Annotated in this window: 12 protein-coding genes; 5 read left to right on the forward strand and 7 right to left on the reverse strand. The window is 62.2% G+C overall.

Annotated elements, in window-relative coordinates:
• The first annotated feature begins 39 nt into the window (after positions 1–39).
• A complete protein-coding gene (locus tag JQ46_RS08335) occupies positions 40–1,662 on the forward strand; it encodes an AMP-binding protein (protein WP_034987200.1) in 1,623 nt (540 codons plus the stop codon).
• A gap of 5 nt (positions 1,663–1,667) precedes the next feature.
• Here the strand turns inward: JQ46_RS08335 and nrdF are convergent, their stop codons facing one another.
• Both nrdF and nrdI read right to left on the reverse strand, forming a co-directional pair.
• Positions 1,668–2,684: a class 1b ribonucleoside-diphosphate reductase subunit beta gene (gene nrdF, locus JQ46_RS08340; protein ID WP_065422298.1), complete on the reverse strand. Its 1,017-nt coding sequence runs from the start codon at positions 2,682–2,684 to the stop codon at positions 1,668–1,670.
• A gap of 58 nt (positions 2,685–2,742) precedes the next feature.
• A complete protein-coding gene (gene nrdI / locus JQ46_RS08345) occupies positions 2,743–3,186 on the reverse strand; it encodes a class Ib ribonucleoside-diphosphate reductase assembly flavoprotein NrdI (RefSeq protein WP_034987202.1) in 444 nt (147 codons plus the stop codon).
• Positions 3,187–3,398: 212 nt separating this feature from the next.
• Between nrdI and JQ46_RS08350 the strand changes: the two genes are divergently transcribed.
• Entirely contained in the window at positions 3,399–3,830 is a 432-nt protein-coding gene (locus JQ46_RS08350) for a pyridoxamine 5'-phosphate oxidase family protein (RefSeq protein WP_034987205.1), read from the forward strand.
• On the opposite strand, the gene JQ46_RS08355 is transcribed toward JQ46_RS08350, so the two are convergent.
• From JQ46_RS08355 to JQ46_RS08365, 3 genes are read right to left on the reverse strand one after another with little or no spacing between them, the layout of a single operon-like run.
• Positions 3,827–4,927 carry a phosphotransferase family protein gene (locus JQ46_RS08355; protein WP_034987206.1) on the reverse strand — a complete coding sequence of 367 codons (1,101 nt, stop codon included), beginning with the start codon at positions 4,925–4,927 and terminating at the stop codon, positions 3,827–3,829. The genes JQ46_RS08350 and JQ46_RS08355 overlap by 4 nt on opposite strands.
• A complete protein-coding gene (locus JQ46_RS08360; RefSeq protein ID WP_034987209.1) occupies positions 4,917–6,170 on the reverse strand; it encodes an acyl-CoA dehydrogenase family protein in 1,254 nt (417 codons plus the stop codon). The genes JQ46_RS08355 and JQ46_RS08360 overlap by 11 nt, the downstream gene beginning before the upstream one ends.
• A 7-nt stretch (positions 6,171–6,177) precedes the next feature.
• Positions 6,178–7,050: an SDR family oxidoreductase gene (locus JQ46_RS08365; RefSeq protein ID WP_034987211.1), complete on the reverse strand. Its 873-nt coding sequence runs from the start codon at positions 7,048–7,050 to the stop codon at positions 6,178–6,180.
• A 193-nt stretch (positions 7,051–7,243) separates the two neighbouring features.
• Here JQ46_RS08365 and JQ46_RS08370 point away from each other — a divergent pair, with 193 nt between their 5' ends.
• Positions 7,244–8,101 carry a histidine phosphatase family protein gene (locus tag JQ46_RS08370; RefSeq protein ID WP_034987213.1) on the forward strand — a complete coding sequence of 286 codons (858 nt, stop codon included), beginning with the start codon at positions 7,244–7,246 and terminating at the stop codon, positions 8,099–8,101.
• Between the two features lie 35 nt (positions 8,102–8,136).
• On the opposite strand, the gene JQ46_RS08375 is transcribed toward JQ46_RS08370, so the two are convergent.
• Complete coding sequence (locus JQ46_RS08375) at positions 8,137–8,847, reverse strand: TetR/AcrR family transcriptional regulator (RefSeq protein ID WP_237744787.1); 711 nt, start codon at positions 8,845–8,847, stop codon at positions 8,137–8,139.
• 43 nt (positions 8,848–8,890) lie between these two features.
• Between JQ46_RS08375 and JQ46_RS08380 the strand changes: the two genes are divergently transcribed.
• The gene (locus tag JQ46_RS08380; RefSeq protein ID WP_051876307.1) at positions 8,891–10,096 is read left to right on the forward strand and encodes a nucleoside hydrolase; all 1,206 of its coding nucleotides are present in this window, start codon (positions 8,891–8,893) and stop codon (positions 10,094–10,096) included.
• 359 nt (positions 10,097–10,455) lie between these two features.
• Here JQ46_RS08380 and JQ46_RS08385 read toward each other — a convergent pair whose 3' ends face one another.
• The gene (locus JQ46_RS08385; protein ID WP_034987218.1) at positions 10,456–11,421 is read right to left on the reverse strand and encodes a helix-turn-helix transcriptional regulator; all 966 of its coding nucleotides are present in this window, start codon (positions 11,419–11,421) and stop codon (positions 10,456–10,458) included.
• 95 nt (positions 11,422–11,516) lie between these two features.
• Between JQ46_RS08385 and JQ46_RS08390 the strand changes: the two genes are divergently transcribed.
• A complete protein-coding gene (locus tag JQ46_RS08390; RefSeq protein ID WP_034987220.1) occupies positions 11,517–11,882 on the forward strand; it encodes a VOC family protein in 366 nt (121 codons plus the stop codon).
• Positions 11,883–11,914: the final 32 nt, after the last annotated feature.

Genomic DNA, 11,914 nt, shown 5'->3' on the forward strand with positions numbered 1-11,914 from the left:
AATTTGCAAACGCAAGCCCCGGTTACGAGGAGTGAAACCATGCCGATCCAGAGCCCACAGCAGGAAATCGACATCCCGAACAGCACAATCTACGACGTACTGTTCGGCAACATCGCCGAAGAAGACCTCGGTCGCATCGCCATCACGGACGATGCCACGGGATCGCAAACCACGTACGGGGAACTCAAGGCTCTTATTGACGCCTTCGCGGGCGCACTGGCCGACCGCGGAGTCAAGCCAGGCGTAGTCGTCGGGCTGCACTGCCCGAACAGCCTCGCTTTCGCGGTCGCCTTCCACGGCATTCTCCGCGCCGGGGCGACTGTTACTACCTTGGGGTCACTGCTGAACGCTCACGACGTGGCAAAACAGCTTAAGGGCTCAGGTGCGACGTATGTGCTGACTACGAAGCTACTCGGGGAAGCGGGCGTCCAAGGTGCAGAAGAGGCAGGGATCGACCCGAGCAACATCATCGACCTCACCGACGAAGCAACCGGCTTAAAGGCGCTGGTGGGGGAGGGGCGACCCGCGCCGGAGGTTAGCATCGACCCGGCGACTCACGTGGCGGTGCTGCCGTACTCGTCGGGCACCACGGGTGTGCCGAAGGGCGTGCGTCTGAGCCACCGTAACCTCGTGGCGAACATCCTGCAGATCGGCGTGCGGCTCGGCCCCAACGGCCTGGACCGCGACTCCGTGGTGATGTGCGTGCTGCCGTTCTTCCACATCTACGGCATGAATGTCCTGCTGAACTCCTGTCTGTACGTGCGCGCCCACGTGGTGACCATGCCCAGCTTCGACCTGGAGAAGTTCCTGGCAGCTCACCAGAAGCACGGCATCACGTTCACCTTCATCGCCCCGCCGATCGCCGTGGCGCTGGCCAAGCACCCGCTGGTGGACAAGTTCGACATCGGCTCCCTGGAGACCGTACTTTCCGGCGCGGCGGCCCTGGATGGGCAGCTTGCAAACGCGGTAGCCAACCGCCTGGGCGTGCGCATCCTGCAGGGCTTCGGCATGACGGAAACCAGCCCCGTCACTAGTGTGAGCGACGTCGGCGTTACGCCACTGGATTCCATCGGCCTGCCGGTCTCCAACACGGAGGTGAAGATCGTGGACATCACGACAGAAGACCTCGAGGAGATCCACCCGCCTGCGAACGAGGGCGAGCGTTCCTCCGAAGGTGAAATGTGGGTGCGCGGCCCGCAGGTCATGCTCGGTTACCTCAATAACGAGGAAGCCACCGCCAACACCATCACCCCCGACGGATGGCTGCGCACCGGCGACATCGCGAACCTAGACCACCTGGGCAATGCCTACGTAGTCGACCGCATGAAGGAACTGATCAAGTACAAGGGCTATCAGGTTGCCCCGGCCGAGCTAGAGGCGCTGCTGATGACCCACGAGGCCATCGCCGACGCGGCCGTGGTCGGTTACCTGCGCGAATCGGATGGCGAAGAGCTGCCGCGTGCATTCCTGGTGCTGCAGCAGGGAGTGGACCCGAACGACCCGGCCGTGAGCGCAGAGGCGCTCATGGAGTGGGTTGCCGAGCGCGTGACTCCGTACAAGAAGATCCGCATGGTCGAGTTCATCGACGCGATCCCGAAGTCCAGCACGGGCAAGATCCTGCGCAAGGATCTGAAGAACGTGCCCGTGGCAGCTAAGGTCTAGCGGCGCTAGAAATCCCAGTCATCCTCCTCCGTTGATTCCGCCCGCCCGATCACGTAGGAGGATCCGGAGCCGCTAAAGAAGTCGTGTGTTTCGTTGGAATCCGGCGCCAGGGCGGCGATGATCTCCGGCTCCGTTTTCGCCGCTTCTTCCTCGTATTGCGGTGGATACCCCAGATTCATCAGCGCCTTATCCGCGTTGTAGTGCACGAAGGCCATCACGCCGTCGATCAGCGATTTCTCGTCGGCTAAAGCTTCGCCGTACAGATCTCCGGAGTACTCCTTCTCTAACTCCAGAAGTTCCTCCACTAGTGTGAATGTGAACTCCTCGAGTTCCGCCGAGCGCTCCGGGTGGGCCTCCAGTCCTCGCTGGAATTTGTATCCCGAGTAGTACCCGTGGACGGCCTTGTCACGCAGGATCAACCGGATCATGTCGGCTGTATTCATCAGCGTGCCACGGCAGCTAAACCACAGCGGTAGGTAGAACCCGGCGTATAGCAGCAGGGAGGACAGTAGCGTGGCGGCGACCTTCCGCTTGAGTGGGTCGTCCCCGTAGTAGTGCTGCATCACTGCCGTCGCTCGGCGCTGCAGGGCTGGGTTACCGATGGCCCAGGTATAGGCGGCGTTGATCTCCTCGCTGCTGCACATCGTGCTGAACACACTGCTGTAGCTGCGCGCGTGAACGGCCTGCATAAAGGCGATGTTTGCGTAGACCGCTTGTTCGTGTTCGGTGCGGGCATCCGGGATCTGGCTGATCTCACCAACGGTCGCCTGCACAGTATCCAGCAGCGTGAGCCCGGTGAATACCTTGGTGGTCAGCTCGCGTTCTGCGTCCGTCAGTGCGTTCCAGGTTGGCAGGTCGTTGGACAGCGGTACTTTCTCTGGCAGCCAGAAGTTGCTGGTCAGCCGCTGCCAGATCTCCAGGTCCTTCTGGTCGTCCAGCCGGTTCCAATTCACCGGCCGCAGCGGCCGGGCGGGGTCGTGCGGCCATTGGGGTGGGGTTTGGGAGCGCGTGAGGTAGCTCATTGTTTCCTTTCTGATTGTTCTCGATCGTGTCATTCTGCTTGTGTCTTATTGCTCTGTCTTATGGACGCCACATCTCCCCGCCAGTCCGATCCCAGAACTCCCGGATGCCTTCCTGGACACGGGCAACATCGCGGGCCGTGCCGAGCAATTCAAAGCGATAGAGCTCCGGCACCTGGCACTTGGCGGCGATTGTTGGTCCAGCGCAGCAGTATGCCGTACCGAAATTCCTGTTTCCGCTGGTGATCACACCCCTGATGAGAGAGCGGTTATGTGAATTGTTGAGGAAGGTGATGACTTGCCTGGGCACCGCCTTCCGTGGGTCACCTCCGCCATAGGTTGGGGTGATGAGCACATAGGGCTCGTCGACGATGAGCTCCGGCTCCTTGCGCCGCAAGGGGATGCGGCGGGCGGGAATGTCCAACTTGTCGACGAATCGGCGGGTGTTTTCGGAGGCAGAGGAGAAGTAGACGATGCGCGGCTGCGAGACCGCGATTGGTTGCATTGGGGAGAAGTCCTTTACAGCTTGTTGCTAGTTGGGGTTGGTTGTTCGTTGGGGTAAATGTTCATGACACCAGCTTTCAAAAGTTCAATGACACGAACTTTACAACAACAAGATATTGAACTTTTGTGTAGGGTGCCTAGTGTATCCAAGTTCACACCGCGTACGCGGCTGCGTAGTGCGGAATATGCCAGAGAGAAGAAAGGAAAAAGCTCGTGGCGAAGCTAACCCAAGAAATGAAAGACATGATCGATGCACAGCTGCCGTACCTGGCGACTGTGACCGACGGCGAGACGCTACTGCCGGACATCGGTCCGAAGCGCAGCTTGCGCGTGTGGGATGACGAGACGCTGATCTATAACGAAAACACTGGCCGGCAACACCTGGAAAACCTACGGGCCGGTTCAAAGGCCGCTGTGGCGGTCGTGGATTGGGCAGAGCTAGACGGGTACCGGTTTATCGGTCCAGCAGAACTGTTCCACGAAGGGCCGGTGTGGGAAGCGGCGGTGAAGTTCGCCGAGGAAAAGGGGCACAACCCACCGAAGATGGCGGTGCTGATCCACATTGAGCAGATCTACACCCTCATGCTCGGCAAGAATGCTGGCCGGTTGTTGGCCAGCGATGACGAGTCCCTGATGGTGGACTAAAAACCGTATTCGCGGGCGGTGATAGCCGCCTGGTTAACGATCCACTCCACCATCTCCTGCGTCGGAGCGCCGGAAATGGCCTGGTTGGAGGGGTTATTCATTACGCGGCGCACCACGCCCTCCACGATGATGGCGACCTTCCACAGCCCCAGCACGTGCCAGTAGGCCAGCGCCTGCCGGTCGCGGTCGGAATCCTTCCCGGCCTTCTGCAGGTAGCGCTCCGCCAGCGCCTCCGGGCTGGGGAAACCGTCAGCCAGAGCGGCCTCGAAGCCAGGAAGCTGCAGGCCGTTCTTCACCGGCCAATACGCCATCAGGGAGCCGATGTCCGACAGCGGGTCGCCGAGCGTCGTCAGCTCCCAATCCACCACCGCGTTGATCTTCCCGGTCTCCGGGTCCGCAATGATGTTGCCGATGTGCAGGTCACCGTGGACCAGCACGGTCTCGTCCTGCTCCGGGATCTTCGCCACCAGCAGCTGCGTCAGTTCGTCCAGCGCCGGCAGTTCGCGGGTCTTCGTCTTATCCCACTGGCCCGTCCAGCGCCGTAGCTGCCGTGGGGCGTAGGGCTTGTGGGACGCCAAGTCGTCCAAACCCACCGACTTCAGATCCACACTGTGGATCGCCGCCATCGCGTCGATTAGTCCGTCGGCGATCTTGCCGCGCGCCTCGGGCGTAATGCTGTCTGCAACCTTCATGGAGTTGACGGTCACACCGTCGATGGCGGACATGGCGATCACTGGCACGTCGGCTACCTGCTCGCTGCCTTCGCCGTGAGCTTCACCGCGGCTTGCACGGCGGCTTTCCTCCCAGTCTGTCGAGCTGCCGTAGATCTTTGGCACCGGCACATCCGTGTTCTCTAGGGCGGCCATGATCTTGCCCTCGCGGACCACATCGTGGGCGCTGGCGGTCAGCGTGCCCAATGGCGGACGGCGTACAACCACGCGCTTGCCCTGGGAATCTGTGGCCAGGTACGTCAGGTTCGATTGCCCTGCGCCGATGCGTTGCAGGGAGATGCCGTCCGCGCCGCCTTCCAGTCCGGCTACGTCGTGCAGCCAGCTGGCCAGGTGGGCGTCAGAAAAAGGGTTAGAGCTACTGGTCACGGTACTTCCTCAATTCTGCTCGGGCGATGGTCATGCGGTGCACCTCATCCGGGCCATCGGCTAGGCGCAGGGTGCGCAGGCCCGCCCACATGGCGGCCAGGGGAGTGTCGTCGGTAACGCCCTCCCCGCCGTGAACCTGAATAGCCTGGTCAACGATCCGCAGCGCCATCGCGGGGGCGGCCACCTTGATGGCGGCGATCTCCTGGCGGGCGGCCTTGTTTCCAACCGTGTCCATCATCCAGGCTGCTTTCATGGTCAGCAGGCGCGCCTGCTCGATGTCGATGCGAGCCTGGGCGATTTGGTCGCGGATGTTGTCGCGGTTGGCCAAAGGCTTGCCGAAAGCAGTGCGGGACATGGCGCGGGTGCACATGAGCTCCAGGGCGCGCTCGGCCATTCCAATGGCGCGCATGCAGTGGTGGATGCGGCCCGGCCCCAGGCGATCCTGGGAGATCTTAAAGCCCATGCCCTCGCCGCCGAGGATGTCCTTATCCGGCACGAAGACGTCCTTGAAGTGGACCTCCGCGTGGCCTTCGCGGTCGTGGTAACCGAACACCGGCAGGTTACGCACGATCGTCACGCCGGGCGCGTCCGCGGGGACGGCGAGCATGGATTGCTGGCGGTGGATCTCCTCATCCGGGCTGGTCTTGCCCATCACGATCATCACCTTCAGGTGCGGGTGCATGCCGTTGGAGGTAAACCATTTGCGGCCGTTGAGCACGTAGCCGCCGTCGGTGCGCTCCATGCTCATGCGCACGTTGGTGGCATCGCTGGAGGCCACGCCCGGCTCCGTCATGGCAAACGCGGAGCGGATTTCGCCGCTGAGCAGGGGCTCTAAGTACTTTTCCCGGTGCTCGTCGGTACCGTAGAGCTCGAAGACCTCCATGTTGCCGGTATCGGGTGCGTTGCAGTTGCAGGCCTCGGGGGCCAGGTGCATGGACCGGCCCATGATCTCCGCCAGGGGCGCGTACTCGGCATTGGTCAGGCCGGGGCGGTTGCTATCCCCACCTGCGCTACCAGCCCCGCCAGTACCGCCTGCGCCGAGGTGGGGGTGGAAGAGGTTCCACAGGCCGCGCTTCTTCGCCTCGGCCTTTAGGTCGTCGAGGATGGCGGGGAAGTGGTGCGGGTCGCCGGATTCGCGCATCTGCTGCTCGTACACGGCCTCGGCCGGGTAGATGCACTCATCCATGAATTCGGTGAGCTTGCCTTGGTACTCCAAGGACCGTTCGCTGTGCTGGAAGTCCACTGTTTTCTTACCTCTCGACGCCAAATTGTCCGCCAGCGGGCTTATCAGCAGCGCCAGACTTTCCGGGGGTAGTCACGTCAATGGTCTTGTTGCCCACGAGCATTCCGCCGTCGACCACGAGGTTCTCGCCGGTGAGCCAGGAGCTGGTGGGTGCCGCCAGGAATGCGATGGCATCGGCGATGTCCTCTGGCTCGCCGATGCGGCCAGCGGGGATCAGGGTGGAGGTGGAGTCTTCGTTCTCCTTCCACAGCGCCTCCGAGAGCTTGGTGCGGACCACACCGGGGGAGATGCTGTTTACGCGGATGCGTGGAGCGAGTTCGCGGGCCATCTGCTTGGTCAGGTGCAGCAGGGCGGCCTTGGAGGCGTTGTACACGCCGATGTAGTCCTCCATGGACAGGGCACCGATGCTGGAGACGTTGACGACCGCGCCGGCTGGACCGCCATTGCGGGCGGCCTTGCCGAGGTCTGCTTCGATGGCGGCGCTGGTCCAGATGACTGGTCCGATGGTGTTGATCTGGAAGACCTTCGCCATGATCTCCGCGGACTGCTTGTGCACGGGGCCGAATGCGGGGTTCGTGCCCGCGTTGTTAATGAGTACATCCAGCCGACCGAACTCTTCGACGGCCTGAGCGCAGGCCTTCTTGGCGGCCTCGGGGTCGGCGACGTGGGCGGCGATGCCGATTACGCGGCCCGCGTCCGGGTTTTGCTCGCGGGCGGCTGCCTGCAGTTCTTCAGCAGCAGGGACGACGGTCTCCGGCTTGCGGCCGGTGATGACCACGTTCGCGCCACTGGCCGCGAGCTGCAGTGCGGTGGCGTGCCCGATGCCGCGGGTACCGCCGGTAACGATGGCGGTCAGGCCGGCGTAATCGTATTTGCTCATTCAGAGGATCCTTAGCAGGTGTTGGGTACGGGAGTTGGATACGGGTTTTGAATAGGGGTGTTGAGATTGAGTTGTGACTCGCATCATATGCAGGTGGCGGGCTGCATATGTGAAGGATCGCAAAACTAAAGACATTTGGGTGTGAGTGAGGGACACTGACCTGAGGTCTTAGAAAAGTTTGGAGTTCTAGAAAATGGGGATTTTGTACCTGGTGCGCCATGGGCAGGCGAACTCTGGAGGTCTGCACACCAGCGATGTCGCAGACGGCGCCATGGAGGAAACCTACGACCGCCTGACACCCCTCGGGCACGAGCAAGCCGCGGCGACCGGGCGTAGCTTGGCCGCGCGTATCGGTGGGGCAGGCCGGGGTGCGGCGGAAAAAGGCGCGGCACGGATTAGCGCAGCGCGGGAGGGCGCAGCACGGGAGGGCGCAGCGCAGGAGAGCGCCGCAGGCGAGAGCACAGCGCAGCCGGTGGTGTTGTCCGGCCCGCTCGGTCGGCAGCTCAGCACAGCCGAAGGTGTTCATGCGGAACTGGAGGCCGCGGGTCTGGAACCGCAGGCCATCCGCATGGTGGAGCAGTGGCGCGAGTTTAGCTCCGACGATGTGCTAGCCCCCTACTTCCGCGCCCACCCGGACAAGCTCGCGGAGATCCGCCGGGCCTACGAAGCCGCGCGCGACAACCCCCGAGGAATGAAGGAGCACAACCGTCTGCTCGGCCGCGCCATCGACGCCGCCCTACGCGAGTGGCGCTCCACCCCAGCATTCGACGCTTTCTCCGCGCAGGTCAGGCAAGGTTTTTCGGACGCCACCTCACTTGCCGCGGGAGATCAACCAGTCGTGGTGGTTACCTCTGGCGGGCCGATCTCCATGTGCGCGGCCGAGCTCATCGGTGCCGACTGGACGCGGCTGATCAACAACATCTTCACCACCTCGGTGAGCGTGTTTAGCGTTCGGAGTGCAGGCAAAGCCCAGCTGCTGAGCTTCAATGAACACGCGCACCTGGACATTCCGGACGCATCGGGGAGCCGCCCGCTGCGCCGCTATCGTTAGGGATGGCGCCGGCTAGGGGGGACGCCGGGTTTGCCTTATAGCTCCCCGGGTTTCGTGTCCTCCATGCCGACCATGCGGAAAGTCATGAGGCTCAGAGTTTTGATCGTGCGCTCTATGATCTCGTCACGGTTTTCATCTGTGACCTCGTAGAAGCCCTGAACAAAGGTGGCATGGCAGAAGCGGGTGAACATCGCAGCAATGGCAGCAGCGGTGTACTCCACGTCCTCCAGCGACGGGATCATGTTTTTTGCAATCATCGCCTCCAGCATCCGGCGGTTGCGGCCAACCATCTGCTTAGCGATCTGCAACTGACGCTCTGCGAGTTCCGGGCTGAACTGGGAAGACTGTGCAACCAGGTTCATAGCTCCTGCGTTGTTCGCGTAAAAGCGCACGAATTCACGGTTGCTGTGGATCACCGTAGCGCGGGCGTCATCAATGCTGAGCAAGCTATCGTCGAGTGTGGGGTTTAGGTCTTTCTCGACGCTGGCTAGCACGTTCATGAGGAGGTCTTGGCGGTCCTCGAAGTACGTGTACAGGGTGCCGACGGAACAGCCGGCCACCTCAGCGATCTTCGTCAACTTCGTGTGGTGGTAGCCATCGGTGGTGAACACCTTGCGAGCGGCATCTAGGATGTCTGCGCGGCGGGCTGCAGCTTTGGGAGAGAGTGATTCGTTTGAGTGAGTAGCTGCGGTGCCACGTGGGTAATTATTTGAAGCTTCTCGCGAGCTTCCATAGTCGTGGGCCATGGCCCTCATTGTATAAGACTTAAACCCTATTAACTAAACAATAATGAAAGATTTTCGGACTTCTATGATTCAAAATTCATTTTCGACGGGCATGCAGAAGCCGCGCGTTGTGGCGGATGTGGATACAGGGATCGATGACAGTCTGGCGCTGATTTACTTGGCCGGCCTGCATTCCACCGGAGAGATTGATTTAGTGGTGACGACCAGCGCGGGAAACACGACCGCACGGCAGGCGGCTGTGAATTCTGCAGAGGTTCTGCGGCTGGCCGGGGCGGCGGACGTGCCCGTTGTGGCGGGTGCGCGATCGCCGTTGGAGGTTCCATTGACGACGACTCCGGAAACGCACGGAGAAAAAGGTTTAGGTTATTATTCGCCTCTGGATGGGGGTGGTGCAGTTGGCGATGCGGGCTCGGCGGGCGATGTGCGGGCGGCGGGCGATGTGCGGGCGGCAGTGGAGTTGTGGCGCGGAGCCTCGCACATCCTGGTTGCGGGCCCGGCTACGAACCTCGCCTGGGCGCTGCGGCACGCGCCGGAGGTAGTGGGTGGTGCAGCTGGGAGTGGCGCAGCTGGGAGTGGCGCGACTGGAAGCGGCACGGCTGGGGCCGAGATCACCCTGATGACCGGTGCCTTTAACTACCCCGGTAACACCACGCCGACGGCCGAGTGGAATGCCTGGGTCGACCCCCACGCGCTGAAGGAGGTCTTCGCCGCTCCCGCCTCCACTCCTGCAACCGTCGATGCTCCTATCATTGCGCGCCCGGCCGTCCGCCCGTTGCCGACGATCTGCCCGCTCAACGTCACCGAGCAAGTCCTGCTCTATCCCGAACGTTTGCGCAGGTGGCAGCAAGCGCTGCGCCCCACGCGCCCAGAGCTGGCGACCCTCCTCGGCGACGCCCTCCGCTTCTACTTCGAATTCCACCAGTCGGTCGGCGTGGGCTATTGCGCGCAGATCCACGACCTCGCCGCGGCCATGGTGATGTTGCGGCGCGTTCCTTGTTCTTTTTATGACGCCACCGTGGACGTCGAAGCCGACTCTCCCCTCATGCGCGGCACCACCGTGGCCGACCGGGTTGCGAAGGTTCCCGCCGGCGAAGAGGCTGCGACCAGTGGAGGAGCAGAGGTGCGCGGTCCGTACTGGGATTGCCCGGCGAATGCCCGGATTCTAGAGTCCCTGGACCCGGCCGATGTGTTCGCGGAGTTCGAGCGAGTGGTGTGCGGGCGGCATTTAGAGGGCTGTAGCCAGGGCTAGAAGGCCGGTAATTAAGGGCTTTGAGGGGGTAAATGTCGCTAGAACGGGAATGCGTTAAGGGCAATAATTTTCATTAGTCTAAACCCGCAGGTCAGAGCGTTTTAAATTTTCCGGCTCCGCGCTGAGCGCCTACGTATTCCCGTTTTAGCGACATTTGGGTGACATTTGGCGGAGGATGGGTGCTTTTCGGTGCTGAAGGGGGACTATTTGGCGGGTGAATGGCTTGGAAAAGCAAAAGCGCCGCGCCGGGACTTCGAAAAGTCTCCGACGCGGCGCAGCTAACCAGTGGCCAGGTAGCTGGAGTGGCTAGCTGTACTGACCGGGGACATTGATCGACGGCGGGGTGCGCCTCCTACCAGTCATGAAGTTGGGGTCGAATGTCTTTCAGTTAGGTCCTTGGCGAGCTGACGGATGCGTTCGCGGGCTGTTTCCGGGGTGAGTATCTCGATGTGGTCACCGAACTGGAGGAGCTGACGCACTGACTCGATGTCGGGGTAGCGGACGACGACCGCGCACCAGCCATTTTCTGTGTCGGAGATCTCGTGGATGCGGGTGCCGAGGATACGCCGTGCCAGGTCGAGACGACTTTCTCGGAGACGGACGGTCACGCTCACCTGACCTGGCCTTTCCGTGCGTTCCTTCAACGCAGCCCACATGGTGCGGAGGGTCTGATCTGGGCGGAGGACAGCTGGTGCATCGAGTGTCTCGTAGGCCGAGAGGCGTTCCAGGGCGTATAGCCGGCCGGTCCCCTGGTCGTCGGCGATGAGGTACCAGCGGCCTGATTTCGCCACGATTCCGTACGGGTCGACCACCCGCGTCGTGGCCTGTCTTTCGGCGCTGCGCCGGTATTGGATGCGCATCCGGCGTCGGTGGCGCAGCGCTGATGCTAAATCCGCTACGTCCACCTCCGTCTTCGAGTGGGCAAGCCACGCGTTGTTGTCCACCAGGACCAGGTCCGCCAGTCGCGGCAGGGCCGGGGACTCGGGCGCTGCGATCTGGCGGGCGGCGATCTTGCGCGCGGCCGATTCCCGCACGGCAGACAGTCCTAAGCGCTCAAGTTGCGCGCTGTCCAAGCCAGCTACGGAGAGGGCCTCCAGCTCCGGCGGTTCCAGGTGAGATGCGTTGAGCCGTGCACCGGGGAGCAGGACGATCCCACCGTTCCGCCCACGTTCGGCGTAAACAGGAACACCTGCCGTCGAGAGCGCCTCGACATCCCGCAGCACAGTCCGCCGGGACACCTCCAGACGCTCGGCAAGCTCGGTGGTGGTAATGCGCTGACGTGTCTGCAGGAGCAGTAAGATGTGCAGCAGCCTCGAAGCCTTCATACTGATTAATCTTCGCAGAAAAGGTGACAGGTTTTGTCTTGATTAGGCGGTCAACTGGTGCGGTACCGAGAACCTAACGACCTGAGGAGCGTTCTATGCCCGCACCCAACCTGTTCCTGATCTACGTCCGTGACGCCGAAGCAGCCACGGCCTTTTACAGCGATCTGTTCGAGATCGAACCGACCTTCACCAGCCCCCGCTACGTTGCTTTCGAGGTTGCCCCCGGCATTCTGTTCGCGCTGTGGACAGGACGCAGCGAGCACGCGGTCCCAAGCACCCCTCGCACGTGCGAGGTCGGGCTGATGGTGCCGGGACCAGCGTCCGCAGTTGACGAGATCTTCACGAGTTGGGTCTCGAAGGGAGTCCACGTCGTGGAGGAGCCGCACGACGATGTCTTCGGTCGCACGTTCGTGATCACCGACCCCGACGGCAATCTCATCCGGGTCTCCCCGGTGGACTGACCTGCACGAACCCCACCAGCTATGTTCGTTCT

It is taken from the genome of Corynebacterium jeikeium (assembly GCF_000738175.1).
In the GTDB taxonomy this organism is placed as follows: Bacteria; Actinomycetota; Actinomycetes; order Mycobacteriales; family Mycobacteriaceae; genus Corynebacterium; species Corynebacterium jeikeium_C.

Excerpts from the sequence above, each read along its gene's own strand:
- JQ46_RS08335 (WP_034987200.1), top strand. The coding sequence starts at position 40 with ATGCCGATCCAGAGCCCACAGCAGGAAATCGACATCCCGAACAGCACA.
- nrdF (WP_065422298.1), bottom strand. The coding sequence starts at position 2,684 with ATGAGCTACCTCACGCGCTCCCAAACCCCACCCCAATGGCCGCACGAC.
- nrdI (WP_034987202.1), bottom strand. The coding sequence starts at position 3,186 with ATGCAACCAATCGCGGTCTCGCAGCCGCGCATCGTCTACTTCTCCTCT.
- JQ46_RS08365 (WP_034987211.1), bottom strand. The coding sequence starts at position 7,050 with ATGAGCAAATACGATTACGCCGGCCTGACCGCCATCGTTACCGGCGGT.
- JQ46_RS08370 (WP_034987213.1), top strand. The coding sequence starts at position 7,244 with ATGGGGATTTTGTACCTGGTGCGCCATGGGCAGGCGAACTCTGGAGGT.
- JQ46_RS08375 (WP_237744787.1), bottom strand. The coding sequence starts at position 8,847 with ATGGCCCACGACTATGGAAGCTCGCGAGAAGCTTCAAATAATTACCCA.
- JQ46_RS08380 (WP_051876307.1), top strand. The coding sequence starts at position 8,891 with ATGAAAGATTTTCGGACTTCTATGATTCAAAATTCATTTTCGACGGGC.
- JQ46_RS08385 (WP_034987218.1), bottom strand. The coding sequence starts at position 11,421 with ATGAAGGCTTCGAGGCTGCTGCACATCTTACTGCTCCTGCAGACACGT.
- JQ46_RS08390 (WP_034987220.1), top strand. The coding sequence starts at position 11,517 with ATGCCCGCACCCAACCTGTTCCTGATCTACGTCCGTGACGCCGAAGCA.